Here is a 15,189-nt window from a genome sequence, read left to right on the forward strand (position 1 = left end):
CTCCCTTCGTTAATGGTTCTGCAAGGCAATGTACAGTGCGCCCAGCAAGCCGGCATCGTTGTCGTGTTTGCACAGGGCAAGGTCGGTGTGAAATTCGCCCCAGAATGGATTTTCATTCAGGGCTGCTTCGATGAACGGCAGGATCTTCGGATTTTTCGAGATGCCCCCGCCAATCAAAATGCGCTCGGGGTCGATAGTGGCAACGAGGTTGAAGATCGCAACGGCGACATGCTGCGCCCAAGTCCGAACGACTTTGTTCGTCACCGGATCCTGCAGGTCGGCCATAATCATTTCCCCTGAGGCCTGTTCGAATGGTAGCCCTTTTGCCTTGGCAAACGCGCGCACCAACGAGCTGGTCGCCGCCATGTCGTGAAGCGTCGCGTAGCCTTGCGCCTGAAAATCGGTGATGGACATGCCAAACTCCCCGGCGCGGAAATGCCCGCCGTGCAGGACTTTGCCATCCAGCACAATGCCGCAGCCGACGCCGGTGCCCAGCGTCAAGACCGCAAAGTTGCGCACATCCATCGCGTTGCCGTTCAGCAGCTCCGCCAGCGCAGCGCATTTGGCGTCATTGTCGATCGCCACAGGCAGCGCCTCATTGCCGAGGGCCTGCTTGAAATGCGCGACCAGATCGAACCCATCGAGTTGCCCCAAGGCGCCGGCGCGTTTGGCCACGCCGGTCGCCGGGTCGACGAACCCCGGAAAGCTGATTCCAACCCCTGCGATATCGGGAAACCGCTTGGCCACCGTCGCCATGTCGGCAAAAAACTGGTCGGGCACCTCGCTGTGGGTCGGATACTTCCCTTTTTCAATAAATGCCGCGTGGTCGGTCAGCACCGCATACTTCACGAAGGTGCCACCGACATCAAAACAAAGATAATTCATTGACGACAACCTCCTAAATATTATTGGCGAGCCAGCTGGCAAACAGCGCCGGCCACTGATCGACTTGCGGCTGAATGCCATACCCGTTGTCGGCAATCGCCGTGACCGCGGTGCCCAGCGACAAGCCGTGGCCGCCTTGTGGAAAAATGTGCAGCTCGACGGAAACACCGGCCTGATGCAGTGCGCTGGTGAACAGCAGGCTATTTTCCATCGGCACCGTATCGTCCGTCGCCGTGCACCAAATGAAGCTGGCCGGCGCGCTGGCGGTGACCTGTTTTTCAAGCGAGACCTTGGTCATCAGCGCGTCATCCCCGTACTTGTCGCCAAGTAGGGCCTCAATAGAGCCTTGATGGGCAAACTGGCCGGAGGAGATCACCGAATAGCCGAGGAACAGGCCATTGGGTTTGATGGCAGCGGGGTCGAAGCCGTACTCAGTTGCGAGATCGCGGTCCCATTCCACGGCGAGATCGGCGGCCAGGTGCCCGCCAGCCGAGAAGCCGGCGACCACAATGCGGTCTGGATCCACATGCCAGTCCGCCGCATTGGCCCGCACGAGCCGCATCGTCTCGGCTAATTCCAGCAGCGCCACAGGATAGCGGGCCGGGGCAACGCTATAGCGCAGGATAAACACGTTGCAATCCAGCGCTAAAAATTGCATCGCCACAGGCTCGGCCTCGCGATCCGAAGTCATCACATAACCGCCGCCTGGGCACAGCACAATGGTCTTGCGCTGGCGGTTTGGCGCCATTTCCGCGGAATTATCGAGGACATAGCCATATACTTTGGCGCTATCGGACAGCGCCGTTTTGATTGTTTTGACAAAAGTTTGCATTTTTCTCACTCCACAATGATCTTCAACCCAAGCGGTCGGTTCGCGTCAGTCGCGTGGATCGTGACCTGCAGCCCCGCCGCATCGATGTGCCAATCAACTGGACCGCTGCCCAACTGCACCACGTCCTTGATCGGCGCGTGGAACGCGGGCTGGTCGGCGTCGTCAAACGCCCGAAACGCAGTCAGGGTCGCAGCTGTTTTGCCCGCTGGATTCAGAATGTAGGCATACACGTTGCCGTGATTGGCGGTATAGCGGACATCTTGACTGCCGTAATGCAGCCCAGAGAGGTCCTGGAACATGCCTTCCTTGATGTTAGTTGGGCCTTCGCCAAACAATTTCCAGCAGGTACTACCATAAATGCCTTCACCGTTGACGCTGAGCCAATCCCCAATCTCCCCGAGAATCCGGCGGTCGGTGGCGGCGATCGAGCCATCCGCCCGCGGGCCAACGTTCAAGAGCAGGTTCCCGTTTTTCGCGACGGCATCCAGCAGGCTGATCAGAATCTCGTTGGTGTCCTTATAATCAAGGTCATCGGTATAACACCACGAGTTATTCGCGATGGCGGTATCAGTCTGCCAATAGAAGGGCTTTTGCTGCTCAAAGCCGCCGCGCTCCACATCCGGAATGCCGTCGCCCCAGGCCAGCGCATCATATTTGTAGCAGATACCGACATTTTTTCCCCATTCGGCGGCCCGATTATAGTAATAGGCGGTCATTTCCTTGAGGTAGGGCTTGAACGCCTCGTGCTGAATCCACCAGTCAAAATACAGCATCTCCGGCTGATAGTTGTCGATCAGCTCGCACACCCGCATCAGCCAGTCATCCAGATACTCCGTGGTCGGATACGGCTTGGAATAGAGGTCCTGGTTGTTGGGCTCCGGCATGGCCGGCCAGTAGAAGTCGCCCTTGTGCAGCGGCTCCTTAATGTCCGAGTCGAATTCCTTGCCGTGGCTCATAAACCACCAGTGTTCGGCGCGGTGATTGGACGTGCAGAAATGCAGTCCCGTTGCTAACGCCGCCTGCCGCAGCTCGCCGATGATGTCGCGGTGCGGACCCATTTCCGCTGCGTTGTAATGCGACAGGTCCGACTTGTACATCTGAAAGCCATCGTGATGTTCAGCGACGGGAAAATAGTATTGTGCCCCAGCCTTTTTAAACAGGGCGACCCAGTCATTTGGGTCAAACTTCGGTGCAGTGAAGAGCGGGATGAAATCCTTGTAGCCAAAATTCTGCTGCGGCCCATACGTCTTGATGTGATGCTCATAGGCGGGCATCCCCTTGATGTACATGTTGCGCGAATACCATTCGTTTGAATATTCCGGCACGGTATAAAGTCCCCAGTGCGTGAAGATGCCAAACTTTGCCTGCCGAAACCAGTTTGGCACCGGCATTTGACTCAGGCTGGCCCAATCCGCATGATACGGACCCGCCTCGTTGATCGCGCGGATCTCTGCGACTGTTTTTGCCATTGTGCACCTCTCCCATTTTTCTCGTCGCTAGCCGCCAGAAGCGAAACTGCGCGGCGTTGCGTCACGTACTATATGTATTGTGGGCTTTTTGCCGGAAATTGACAGCGCGTAATGACGCCTCCTTGTGCATCACCGTCTGCCAACGGGCCTGCCCACATTCAAAAATGCGGGGCGACGTTTGTCACCCCGCACTATTTGACCGTTCATCGACGACTCAGTTGTTGCGAAAGTCCGCAATTACTTTTCGTCTTTGTACTGTTCGATGACCTTTTGACGGGCAGCGTTCTTTGCCTTGGAGTTCTTGAGGTCAACTTTATAAACATCGTCGTAGCCAAGACCCTTGACCGTCTTTTGCATGCTGGTCAACAGGCTCTTGAACTCGGTGTCGTTCTTGGCCATGACCATCTTCCAGGAAGAGGAGACGATCTGTGTCTGGACAGAGCCACGCGTTGTTGCGACGGTTGCAGGATCTTCCGGTGCGGTGTAGGAAACGCCGGCCGCAACCAACAGTTCGTTGTTCTTCTTGAGGTAATCCATGGTCGAGGTTGCGCCGCCCATGTGTTCGGACCAGTCCTTGGACAACTTGGTCTCGTTGATCTTCAACACAGAAGGCCAGGTCACATAGCCATACTTGTAGCCAGTGGTAGGATCCTTGTCGTACTGCATCACAGCAACGAAGTTCAACGTGGAGATCCCGTCTTTCCAAGTGCCGGAACCATACTTAGCAGGCATCTTGACGGAGCCGCCTTCAAGCAATGCCTTCTTACCAAAGTCGGTCAAAACAGGTTGGTCGCCATCCATCTTCCAGGTCAGGCCTTTGATCCCAGCGGAGTAGCCGGTGCTTTGGGCCTGTTGAACCTGAACGCCTTCAGGGCTGTAGAGCCAGTTGATGAACTTCACAAGGCGTGCCTTGTTCTTTGCCTTCGAGCCAATGCCGATGAAGGTCGTGTTGCCATCTGGCATGTTCCCGTTGGAGAAGACCTTCATGCCTTTGAGCGGTGCCAGTTCAAAGCCTTTGCCAGCCGCCATGTTGGCACTGGTGTTGTACGCCCCTTGGCCCAGGAATGACCAGTAGGAGAAGAGCACTTTACCAGCCTGATACTTCGCATACATCGTATCCCAGTTCTGGGTCGTGCTTTCTGGATCAACAAGACCCATTTGCTGTGCCTTGTTCAGGAATTCCAGCCCTTGAACATATTGGCTGTTGTTAGCGATCAGGCTTTCATACTTGGAGCCATTGCCTTTTGCCAAAGCGTAGTTGGTCGGCTCCCAGCCGTAAAAGGCGAGGTTCTGGCCGGCGTTTTGCATCGAGGCGCCATCCCAATCCTTGAACAGGGAGATCGCATAGATGTCTTTCTTGCCTTCTTCTTTGCGGGCCTCTGTCTGCATTTCTTTCAAGGCGTTCAACAGATCATCTGTGTTGTTCAAGGTCGGATAGCCGATCTTCTTGTACAGATCCCAACGGATATATGGCACGGTGGTTGCTTCTAGGCCTTCAGATGCTTCGGTTGGGGAGCCTGAGGAAACGGAACTGGCAATGCCCCATGTGCCTTTTTTGTCCGCCAAGTCAGAGATCGCCTTGGTCGCGCCGTCATACTTCTTGATGTACTTCATGCCATCCAAGTATGGCGTCATGTCGGTCAACAGGTTAGCCTTGACCAACTTGTTGACATGACCGGTCCCGGTGATGATCAGATCGCCCAGATTGCCGGCCGCGGTGCGGGTGTCAAACAGCGTGTTGCCGCCCCCAGCAACGTTTGGTGCGACCATCTTAAGCTTGATATTGAATTTGTCTTGGACATATTGGGCAAACCAGCCCTTGGCCAAGCCCTGATAGTTGGCCAAGTCGTCATAGACGGTGACCGTCATCAGCTTGCCGTCATCTTTTTCAGCCTTTTTGGATGAATTGTCAGCCGAAGAGGAGCTGCAAGCAAAGAGTGCGACAGAAGCCAGCGCAACGGTTGCGACTACCGCAACCTTTTTGATGCCAGATACAACAGACTTGAACAAGGTCGAATTCTTATCCATTACTTCTTACCTCCAATTTTTTTGAAACGCCTGATACACGTTAACCCTTGACAGCGCCAAGCATGATCCCCTTAGTAAAGTAACGTTGGAACATTGGATAGATGAACAAGATCGGGAGGACGACAACGACCGAGACTGTCATGCGAATCGAGGTCGGTGTCTGAGACTGGGCCGCACTTGCCACCGCGGCGACCCCACCGCCGTTGCGGACCATAGACGCAAGCGAACTCGCTTGGTTGATGTACTGGTACAGCAGATACTGCAGGGAATAAAGCTTGTCGTCAGTAATATAGAGCAGCGTATCCTGAAATGAGTTCCATTGACCGACAGCGGAGAAAATGGCGACGGTCGCCAGAATCGGTGTACAACTCGGCAAAATGACATGGATAAATGTCTGCAAGGTTGTCGCACCATCGAGAGCTGCCGCTTCTTCAAGCGACTTCGGGAGACTTTCAATATAGGTCTTGACCAAAATAATGTTGAACGGTTGCACGATCGCTGGGAGGACATAGACCCAGAACGTGTTGGTCAAGCCTAAGTTTTTCATCGTGATAAACATCGGGATCATCCCGGCGTTGAAGTACATGGTGACCACCACGAAGCGGTACCAGAACTTGCGGTGCCACATATCTTCGCGGGTGAACATGTACCCCAGGAAGGAGGAGGCGATCACGGTCAAAGCCGTGCCGATCACCGTCCGGCCCAAGGAGACCAACGCCGCTGTGCCAAGGCCAGAGAGCTGCAAGACCTGGACATAGTTTTCAAAATGGATCTTGCGCGGGAACCAGTTGATGAGCCCGTTTGCGGAAAGGTCATTCGCCGAGATACTGTTGATGATCAGGTAGTAGAACGGATAGAAGCAGATCAACGTAAACAGAACGAAGAAAATGATGTTGAACACCCTGAACGCTTTGAAGCCGGGGGTCGTCTCGTTTTTTTCAATATTAGACATAATTTTTACCTCCGTCTTCTAAATGATCGACGCGCCGCGCGTCTTCTTGGATACGATGTTGACGATCCACAGAAGGGCGACCGACACGAGACTCTTCAGCATAGAGATCGCAGTCGCGTATGACAGACTGTTTTGGCCCATGCCGACGTTGTACACGTAAAGGTCAAGGACCTGGATATGGGTCTGGTTGAACGCGTTTTGGAAAACAAAGTACTGATCCATGCCGTTGTTCAGGAAGTTGGAAACCGACAGCATCAACATCACGAAGAAGGTCGGCATCAGCGCCGGAATGGTGATGTAGCGGATCAGCTGGAAGCGGCTGGCGCCATCGACACGCGCCGCTTCATACAGCTCTTGGTCGATGCCGGAGATGGAGGCCAGGTAGATGATCGATCCCCAGCCAAGGCCCTTCCAGGTGCTCCAAAGCAGCATCTTGATCCAAGTCAACGAGTCGGAGTCAAGGAACTTGATCGGCGCCGCGATGACATTGAGGTTTTGCAGCAGGTCATTGACCATGCCGTTGGTGGAGAACATCGCAAAGGCGATCGAGTAGACCAGCACCCAAGAAATGAAGTTCGGCAGCGTGGTCAAGGTCTGAATGATGTTGCGGAAATGCTTGTTGCGAATCTCATTCAGTCCGATGGCAAATAATAGCGGGAAAAATGACGTCGCGATGTTCAGCAGGCTCATCGCGAAGGTGTTGATCAGCACCTGCATCAACTGGCGCACCTGCGTGGAGTTGGCGACCATCATCTTGAACCACTGCATACCGACGAATTGACTGTCGCGCAGCGGAATCGGTGGCTCATAGTCAAAGAACGCGTAGACCCAGCCGAACAGCGGATAATAACTGAAAGCCACGACCAGCACCAAGAATGGCACGATCAACAGCCACATCCGCCGCGAACGCTTTCGCTTGGCCTTATCATGTTGCTGGCGCCGCTGCTGCAGCGCTTCGCTTTCCTTTTGGTTATCGATCACATTCTCCATGGCGTTCCTCTCCTTGTATAAGACTTGCATTCGGCGACGCGTGTGGCCTAGTATGTGACACAAGGTCATAAAATATGAACAGGTGGGTCAAACATGAAATTCAATCCAAACAGCTCATTTTTCCGGGCGATGGGCACCCTTGTCTCGTTTGTCGCCGTTAATTTCGTTTTCATCATCACCTGCCTGCCGGTCTTCACGATCGGCGCGGGGCTGGCTGCAATGCAACGGACGATGATGCAATACATCGATCAAAGCGGGTTATCGCTGACCCGAAGCTACCTGAAAAATTTCAAGTCTAGCTTCAAACTCGGCACCACCACTTGGCTCACGGTCCTGGCTCTGGCAGCCGTGTTCATCTTCAACGTCAACTTCTGGCGCGGGCTTGATGATTGGTTTGCCACGCCGGTGATGGTCCTGATGATCATTGCGACCGGCGTCTTGCTATTGATCTGCCAAGTACTGTTTCCGCTGGTCGGCACCTTTGCCAACACCTACAAGCAGACGTTCAAGAACGCTGCGCTTTTGGTGTTGCCAGAACTGCCGAAAGTGTTGCTTCTCGCCGTGATCGACGTTCTTGCCGCGTTGCTGTTCATCTTCACATCGTTTGGCCGGGTCACGTTCGTCCTGTTCGGCTTTGCCTTTTGGCTTTATCTCAAAGCCTTCGTGGACAAAAAGCTGTTGGCCAACTATTCGGACCAAGTCTAGGCGACCGGTGAAAACGCTTCAACGTGGTTAGTATAAAACAAGTGTGTCTATTTGTAAACTTAATTTACGAACCAATAATTATTATTTTGAACCAGTCGGCGCCGCAGCCAGTGTTAACACTGAAACTGCGGCGTTTGTCGTGACCTGCAAAATCTGATCGGCCATTCCGCCAAGCGCAAAAACAAGCTGTTGTTCGCTGGTGGCGGCGTCAAACGCTTGCGTTTCGTGGTGGCCATCGCCGCGTGTCAATGTTAATTGGCCGCGACCGGACGCCACCACTGTCACGACAAGGTCACCGTTTTTGGCGGTCAGATGGCGGTAAGTCAGGGACCCTTCCTTACTCAACGAAACCACCTCATATTGGCCGGCTTCACTCGTCAGCTCGGCCCCATCGGCGTCATCAAAGGCACCGGCGCGCAGCGGGAACGCATCGAGATCATAGGTGGTTGGCGCGGCCCCATCGATGGTCACAGGCAGGGTTTGTTGCGGCTGACCACTGGCAAAGCCGACCGCCAGCTGATACGTGCCCCGCGGAAAATAGAAGGCCTGCGCCTTGGCGTCATACCAGCGAAAGTCGGCGAGATCCGCCGCGAGCGTGACCAGCTGGGTGCTGTGTGCGTTGACAGTGGTTTTTTCAAAGGCGATCAACTGCTGGCGATTCGGCAAGTCCTGAAGCCCCGTGGCGACCAGATAGACCTGAGGCGTTTCCGTCACGGGATATGTCTCCCGATTTTCCAATACCAAGTCGATCGTCAGGTGCCGGCCCTGCTGGTTGATTGAGGCATTTTGCAGCGTCACCTGGCCGTATGTCAGACCAAAGCCAAACGGATACTGAACGGTTTCGGGCGCCGCAAATTGATAGGTGCGTCGCGTTTTTTCGATGTCGTAGGCGCGCATGCTCGGCATCTGCCAGGTGTGGTTATACCACGTCTGGCTGAGCTTACCCGTTGGGGCGACATCCCCGACCAGCACCTTGGCCAGCGCCGCGCCCAGGGACTGCCCCGCATACCCGACTTCAAGCAGCGCCTGGGTCGGAAGCGTCTCGACCGCAAATGGGTAGCCCGTGATGAGCACACCGACCACCGGCTTACCAAGCTGCGCAAGGCGGTCAAACAACGCGCGCTGGGCAGCCGGCAACTCAAGATCCGTGCGATCCTCGGTTTCCCGGGCGATCACCAGTGGATGGTTGCCGCCTGCGATCACGATCTTCGTGGAGTCGCCGGCCGCCGCAGCCACCCGCTCAGCCCCATTTTCCGTGATCGTGACCGTGCCGACGCGCGGCCCGCGTCCGCCGGCTTCCATGGCATTGCGGTCGCTGGCGCGAAAATCATGGTCAACGGCATACAGGTCGCCCGCTGCCGTCAACACAAACGCCTCCCGCACGACCCAGTCATAGACCTCCGTCTTGTGCAGACTCAGTTGGCCGTCCTCCTCAAACTGCAGGTAGCGTCCGCTGTTGGTGTCCCGCAAAAAGACGAGGTCGCCTTGCCACCGCTCGATCTCGTACGTCAATTGGGCGAGGTCAGGCGTCGCCGGCAACCCGGCTTGAACGGCGAGGGTCGCATGATCATTTGACTCGACATAGGTGACGCGCGCCCCCAGCCGCTTGGCTAACCCCTCGCGCAAGGTCTCGCGGTCCATCGGCAAGGTCGCGTACCAATCGCGCACAAACCGGTCGGCAGCCGGCCCCGTTAACAGCACCCGGTCGGCGTCCGTCAACGGCAAGGTCGCATGCTCGTTTTTCAGCAAAACGGTGCCGGCCGCCGTGACTTCCTGCACCAGGTCATCGGCCGCTTGGGTCCCGATAGCCGCATTGCCCAATTCCGCGTATGGATCGGTCGTTTCATCCAGCTGACCGAGTCTGGTACGAACGGTCAGGGTGTTGGTGATCGCCATGGTGATCTCGGCTTCCGTGATCAAGCCGCGGCTCAGTGCCTGCTTCGCCGCTTCCTCCACCTTGGCCGGATCATCGACAAAACAGTCCATCCCCTTGTGCAGCGCATCGGCCACAGCATGGGGGTAATCGCCGAAATATTTGTAATCCTCAATGTTCAGCGTCAAAGCCGACCCGTCCGTGACGATCGTGCCATCCATGCCCCACTGCCCCTTGACCGTGTGCGCGAGCTCTGGCGATTGCATCATCGGAATGCCATTGACGCCGTTGTAGCCGGTCATCATCGACTGCGCGTGGTGATCGCGAAACGCGAATTTGAACACCTTCAGGTAATACTCGTGCTTCATCCGCGGGGTGACGGAATTTGACTCACTGCCGCGCTTGGCCTCGGTATTATTGGCAAAAAAATGCTTCGGCGCCGCGGCCACCCGTAGCGTTTTGTCGTCTCCCTGCAGCCCATCGATATAGCCGCCTGCCACCGCGCCGGTTAAAAACGGATCCTCGCCGTAGCCTTCCTCATTGCGGCCCCACCGCGGATCGCGCTCAAGATCCACAGTCGGCGCCCATGGCATCAGGCGACTGTTCCGGCCGGTCGTGTTGTACAGCGCCCGGGCCTCGGCCGAGACCACGGTGCCGACGCGCTTCAACAGCGCCGGGTCAAAGGTCTGCGACAAGGTCAACGGTATCGGAAAACTCGTGGTGTGATAGGTCTCACGGTCCACGATGCCATGCGCGGCTTCCCCGCCAATGTGAAATTCGCGCAGACCCAGGCGCGGCACCGCCTTTTGCGTGGTCGAAAGCAGCCCGATCTTTTCGCTCACCGTGAGCTGTGCGGCAAGGTGTTGCGCTAATTGACGTGCATTTGTCATTTCTCTGCCTCCATCAAGTGATAGGAAAAATCGCTGAGTTCATTCCACGCCGGCGCCTCGCCGTGAGTCTCGGTGAATAGCGCCAGCATTACGCCGGTAAAATTCACTGCGACCTCAGACGACAAGAACTGCGCCGCCGCCGCGCCGAGGTCAAACTGCTGGCCCCCGGCGCTCACGTAAAAGGCATACTGGTAGTTCGTGGTGCGGACCCCCAGCGTCACCGGCCCCGCCGGCAATGTGAGCTGATGGTCGAGCGTCGCGGCCGGCCCGATGCGCAGCCGCCGCGCCGCCTGCACCTGCCCATTTTCCGGCCAGACCACGACATCATAATGCTGATCATTTTCCATGTAGGCGGCGAGCCCCACCAAATTGTGCGGCTCGGCGATCGTCACATGAACGTCCAAGTTGAACTGGTCCTGGCGCAGCATCACCGCAGTCGGGGACCCGCTTGTTTCCTCCAGGATCAGGCCGTTGGGGCGCAGCGCCAACCGATTTTCCCCGAAGGCGTAATTGGCTGTCTCGGGTTCGCGTAGGGTGACCCACTGCCGGCCCAGCGCCGTGTTAGCAAAACTCAGGTCCTGTGCCGGCGTCTGCACGACATCGCTCAGGCCAGGGGCGGTCATTGCCAGCCGGGTCGTGCCGTGGTCGCCGGCCGTGAACCAGCCTTTGTCATCAAACGCGACCGGTACCAAATACACCTCGCGCCCCAGCGTGTGGTGCTGGATCCACTGATCGAGCATGCGAAACGCGAGGTGGACGAGAAACCAATTGCCGTGGCCATCATCGACGAGATCCGCATGGCCGCAGCCTTGAATCTGATAGCCGCCGAGATCGCGGTTGGTCAAGACTGGGTTGCCCGGGTCATTTTCAAACGGCCCGTTCGGCGTTTTGCCCCGCGCATAAACCAGCATGTGCCCATATTCGGTGCCGCCTTCGCTGGCGATGAGGTAGTACCAGTCATCCTTTTTGTACAGATGCGGGCCTTCCAGGTAGCGCCCGCCAGCGCCGGTCCAGATCACGGTGGCCGGGGTCAACTTTTTGCCCGTCGCGATGTCGATCTCGCACTGGGTGATGCCATGCCGGCCCGCATCGTCATCGCCGTTGCTCATGAAGTACGCCGTGCCATTTTCAAAATAAAGGGATGGGTCGATGCCACCTTGTTCAACGAAGATCGGGTCGCTCCATTCGCCATGAATGTCGTCCGTCCACACGTAAAAATTCCCGCCATGGTTCACATTCGTGGTCACCATGTAAAACCGGCCGTTGTTGTAGCGCAAGGTCGGCGCATAAATGCCGCCGTGGGTGTTGGCGTCTGCGAGTTGAAGTTGGCTCGGACGCGTTAGCACATGACCGATCTGCGTCCAGTTGACGAGGTCGGTGCTTTCAAACAAGGGCACACCGGGAAAATAGTTGAATGAACTGGTCACCAGATAATAGTGATCGCCGACCCGCACAACGCTTGGATCGGGATGAAACCCGGGAATCACAGGATTTTTATACATGATTGTCTCCTATTGAAAATCGATCAGCCGCGCCGTCAGATTCTTGGTTGCGGGATACACGTCGCGGTAGCAGTCATAAAGCTTCTGGTATTGCGTAACGGCCGCCGGATCCGGCTGATAGACCTGCTTGACCTGCACGAACTGCGCCGCGCAGTCCTGAAGCGTGGCAAACCACCCGAGGCCGACCGCCGCGAGCATTGCCGCGCCCAGTCCAGGCCCCTGTTCGGAGGTCAGGCGCACGATCGGCGTGTTGAAGACATCCGCCTGCATCTGAAGCCACAGCGGACTTTTTGCCCCACCGCCGATCGAGACCAGCTGCTTAAAGGCCTTCCCATTGGCCGCATAGATCTCAAGAATATCGCGAAACGAGAAGGTGATGCCTTCAAGCACCGCCCGGACAAAATCGGCGCGCGTCTGCTTGCTATCGACGCCAATGAAGCTTCCTCGGATCGCCGCATCTGCATACGGGGTCCGTTCGCCGACAAGATACGGGGTGAAAAGAAGCCCGTGCGCCCCCGGAATAGAGGTGGCCGCGCTGTTCACAAACGGTGTGAATTCCTCGTCTGGGGCAAACGTGTGCTTGAACCAGCTCAGACTGTAGCCCGCTGCCAGCGTCACGCCCATCGAGTAAAAAGCATTTGGCGCCGCATGATTGAACAGATGAAGATGGCCGTGATAATCGGCCGTGGCATCCGGCTCATACGTCAAAACAACCCCAGAGGTGCCGATACTGCACATGGCCTGCTGCGGCTGCAGGACCCCGGCGCCAATCGCCCCACAGGCATTATCGGCCCCACCGCCAAACACCGCGGTGGCTGGATCGAGCCCACTGAGCGCGGCATACGCTGGGGTGAGCGTGCCGACTTGTTTGGTCGCCTCGACTAATGGCGGGCACAGGCTGGTGGGAATCCCAAATGCCTCACAGATCTCGTCGCTCCATTTTTTGCCTGCCACATCCAGCATCACGGTGCCGGCCGCATCGGAAAGCTCCATTTCCAGGTGGCCGGTCATGCGGTAGCGCACGTAATCCTTGGGCAGCACAAAGCTGGCGGCCTGGGCAAAGATCGCCGGCTCATTTTCCTTGACCCACAGGAGTTTCGGTAAGGTGAACCCCTCCAGCGGGCGATTGCGCGTGATGGCCAAAAACTGCGCGCCCATTTTGGCCGTGATCTCGGCCGATTGCGCAGTCGTGCGGGTATCGTTCCACAAAATGGCCGGGCGCAGGACGTTTCCTTGGGCATCCAATAGCACCAGTCCGTGCATCTGGCCGGAGTAGCTCAAGCCCTCAATGGCTGTGGGCGCCACGTCCGTTTTCGCCAATAATTCATGAATGGCCGCGGTGACGCCGCGCATCCAATCTTCTGGATCTTGCTCACTGTAGCCCGGCTTTGGCTGGGCCAGCGGGTAAGGCTGGCTGGCCTGGGCCACCACCGCGCCTTTTTGATCCACCAGAAGGACTTTAACGGCACTTGTGCCAAGATCAACGCCGATCACATATTTCATAATTTTCCTCCATCTAACGCTAACGAAAAAACGGCGCCTGCCTCCGCTGACGAGCCACTTGCGCAGCCGGCGTCAGCGTCGTGCAAGCGCCGCTTAGTGTTGATTGTTGATCGATCAGTGCAAAGTCTCGATGATGTAATGATTCAACGTGTCTTCAAGCTCTTCCCAGCGACCGGACTTGGTTGCGGCCCGCAATGCGGCTTGCGGCTTGTCGATCACGTAATCATTCAAGGACGTGAAGGTCTCCTTGCCCGCTTCGATCGAGGCACCGATGCCGCTATCGTAGCTGCTGTAACGGTCCTGAATGAAGTCGTCAAAGACGCGATCTTCATGGAGCTTGACCGCCACCTTCAGGCCAGCCGCAAAGCTGTCCATGCCGACAATATGCGCATAGAACATATCCTCAGGCGTGAAGGAGGAGCGGCGCGGCTTGGCATCAAAGTTCAGGCCACCATGGTTGAGCCCGCCATTGGCCACCACTTCATACATCGCAAGGGTGGTGTCATACAGGTTGGTCGGGAACTGATCCAGATCCCAGCCGATCAGCTTATCGCCTTGGTTGGCATCCAAAGAACCCAGCAAGCCGGCCGACCGTGCGACGCGAATCTCGTGTTGATAGGTATGGCCCGCCAAGTTGGCATGGTTGGCTTCAAGGTTCAACTTGTAGGTGCCATCCAGCCCATATTCCTTCATGAACGCGATGGTGGTCGCGGCATCGAAGTCGTATTGGTGCATCATTGGCTCTTTTGGCTTTGGCTCGAGGAGCAGCTGGCCCGTGTAGCCGATCTCTTTTGCGTAATCAGCCGCCATGTGGAAGAACTCGCCCAGATGATCCTGCTCGCGCTTCATGTCGGTGTTCAAAAGGCTTTCGTACCCTTCACGGCCGCCCCAGAAGACATAGTTCTCAGCGCCGACCTTCTTGGCCGTGTCGAGCCCTTCCTTGACCTGCGCCGCAGCAAACGCAAACACATCCGCAAACGGACTGGAGGCTGCCCCGGCAACGAACCGTGGATTGGTAAACATGTTCGCAGTGTTCCAGAGGACCTTCATGTGCGACGTCTTTTGATAATCCACGAACATGTCCGTGATCGTCTCGATGTTCTTGTTGGTCTCGCGCAGCGTATCCCCTTCTGGCGCGATATCGCGGTCATGGAAGCAGAAGAAGTCCACGCCGAGCTTGTCATAGAATTCAAAGGCCGCATCCACGCGCGCCTTTGCCAGATCCATGCCAGTCAAGCCATCCCAAGGCCGAATCGCGGTGCCGTCGCCGAAAATATCGTCCAGCTTCTGGCCAAATGTGTGCCAGTAAGCAACGGAGAAGCGGAGCCAGTCGCGCATCTTTTTGCCGCCGATCTCTTCATCGGCATTATAGTAATGGAATCCAAACCCAGATTTGAGATCCTTGGTCCCAACATAAGGAATCTGGGTCACATCGGGAAAATAAGTCTTTGTCATCAGAGTGCCTCCTAAACGTCAGCCTTTTCGGTTGGTTTGTTTTGCTAACTTACTTCAAACATAGTTTAACGCTTTCATTTTGGTAAAACAACACGGGGCAGGCAA

General features: G+C 56.4%; 11 protein-coding genes. 1 reads left to right on the forward strand and 10 read right to left on the reverse strand.

Annotated elements, in window-relative coordinates; all coding sequences use genetic code 11:
* Positions 1-9: 9 nt before the first annotated feature.
* The 6 genes from EKM95_RS05000 to EKM95_RS05025 form a co-directional block, all read right to left on the reverse strand.
* Positions 10-885, reverse strand: a complete 876-nt coding sequence (locus EKM95_RS05000) for an ROK family protein (protein WP_164510092.1) — start codon at positions 883-885, stop codon at positions 10-12.
* A 13-nt stretch (positions 886-898) separates the two neighbouring features.
* On the reverse strand, positions 899-1,717 hold the full coding sequence (locus EKM95_RS05005; RefSeq protein ID WP_125696750.1) for an alpha/beta hydrolase: 819 nt from the start codon (positions 1,715-1,717) through the stop codon (positions 899-901).
* A gap of 5 nt (positions 1,718-1,722) precedes the next feature.
* Positions 1,723-3,186 (reverse strand): alpha-L-fucosidase, encoded by a 1,464-nt coding sequence (locus EKM95_RS05010; RefSeq protein ID WP_125696751.1) that lies wholly within the window; start codon positions 3,184-3,186, stop codon positions 1,723-1,725.
* A 237-nt stretch (positions 3,187-3,423) separates the two neighbouring features.
* Positions 3,424-5,214, reverse strand: a complete 1,791-nt coding sequence (locus EKM95_RS05015) for an extracellular solute-binding protein (protein ID WP_125696752.1) — start codon at positions 5,212-5,214, stop codon at positions 3,424-3,426.
* Positions 5,215-5,254: 40 nt separating this feature from the next.
* Positions 5,255-6,166: a carbohydrate ABC transporter permease gene (locus tag EKM95_RS05020; RefSeq protein WP_125696753.1), complete on the reverse strand. Its 912-nt coding sequence runs from the start codon at positions 6,164-6,166 to the stop codon at positions 5,255-5,257.
* 18 nt (positions 6,167-6,184) lie between these two features.
* On the reverse strand, positions 6,185-7,156 hold the full coding sequence (locus EKM95_RS05025) for an ABC transporter permease (RefSeq protein WP_191988586.1): 972 nt from the start codon (positions 7,154-7,156) through the stop codon (positions 6,185-6,187).
* A gap of 93 nt (positions 7,157-7,249) precedes the next feature.
* Here EKM95_RS05025 and EKM95_RS05030 point away from each other — a divergent pair, with 93 nt between their 5' ends.
* Positions 7,250-7,861: a YesL family protein gene (locus tag EKM95_RS05030; RefSeq protein ID WP_125696755.1), complete on the forward strand. Its 612-nt coding sequence runs from the start codon at positions 7,250-7,252 to the stop codon at positions 7,859-7,861.
* 81 nt (positions 7,862-7,942) lie between these two features.
* Here EKM95_RS05030 and EKM95_RS05035 read toward each other — a convergent pair whose 3' ends face one another.
* The 4 genes from EKM95_RS05035 to xylA all read right to left on the reverse strand — a co-directional run bounded on the left by EKM95_RS05035 (position 7,943) and on the right by xylA (position 15,084).
* Entirely contained in the window at positions 7,943-10,624 is a 2,682-nt protein-coding gene (locus tag EKM95_RS05035; RefSeq protein WP_125696756.1) for a glycoside hydrolase family 3 protein, read from the reverse strand.
* On the reverse strand, positions 10,621-12,126 hold the full coding sequence (locus tag EKM95_RS05040) for a glycoside hydrolase family 43 protein (RefSeq protein WP_225423184.1): 1,506 nt from the start codon (positions 12,124-12,126) through the stop codon (positions 10,621-10,623). The genes EKM95_RS05035 and EKM95_RS05040 overlap by 4 nt, the downstream gene beginning before the upstream one ends.
* Positions 12,127-12,135: 9 nt before the next feature.
* A complete protein-coding gene (gene xylB / locus EKM95_RS05045) occupies positions 12,136-13,632 on the reverse strand; it encodes a xylulokinase (protein WP_125696758.1) in 1,497 nt (498 codons plus the stop codon).
* A 111-nt stretch (positions 13,633-13,743) separates the two neighbouring features.
* Positions 13,744-15,084, reverse strand: a complete 1,341-nt coding sequence (xylA, locus tag EKM95_RS05050) for a xylose isomerase (RefSeq protein WP_125696759.1) — start codon at positions 15,082-15,084, stop codon at positions 13,744-13,746.
* Between the last annotated feature and the right edge of the window lie 105 nt (positions 15,085-15,189).

It is taken from the genome of Lacticaseibacillus yichunensis (assembly GCF_003946405.1).
Taxonomy (GTDB): Bacteria; Bacillota; Bacilli; order Lactobacillales; family Lactobacillaceae; genus Lacticaseibacillus; species Lacticaseibacillus yichunensis.

Coding starts and splice junctions, on each gene's coding strand:
- EKM95_RS05010 (WP_125696751.1), bottom strand. CDS start 3,186: ATGGCAAAAACAGTCGCAGAGATCCGCGCGATCAACGAGGCGGGTCCG.
- EKM95_RS05030 (WP_125696755.1), top strand. CDS start 7,250: ATGAAATTCAATCCAAACAGCTCATTTTTCCGGGCGATGGGCACCCTT.
- EKM95_RS05000 (WP_164510092.1), bottom strand. CDS start 885: ATGAATTATCTTTGTTTTGATGTCGGTGGCACCTTCGTGAAGTATGCG.
- EKM95_RS05015 (WP_125696752.1), bottom strand. CDS start 5,214: ATGGATAAGAATTCGACCTTGTTCAAGTCTGTTGTATCTGGCATCAAA.
- xylA (WP_125696759.1), bottom strand. CDS start 15,084: ATGACAAAGACTTATTTTCCCGATGTGACCCAGATTCCTTATGTTGGG.
- EKM95_RS05040 (WP_225423184.1), bottom strand. CDS start 12,126: ATGTATAAAAATCCTGTGATTCCCGGGTTTCATCCCGATCCAAGCGTT.
- EKM95_RS05025 (WP_191988586.1), bottom strand. CDS start 7,156: ATGGAGAATGTGATCGATAACCAAAAGGAAAGCGAAGCGCTGCAGCAG.
- EKM95_RS05005 (WP_125696750.1), bottom strand. CDS start 1,717: ATGCAAACTTTTGTCAAAACAATCAAAACGGCGCTGTCCGATAGCGCC.
- EKM95_RS05035 (WP_125696756.1), bottom strand. CDS start 10,624: ATGACAAATGCACGTCAATTAGCGCAACACCTTGCCGCACAGCTCACG.
- EKM95_RS05020 (WP_125696753.1), bottom strand. CDS start 6,166: ATGTCTAATATTGAAAAAAACGAGACGACCCCCGGCTTCAAAGCGTTC.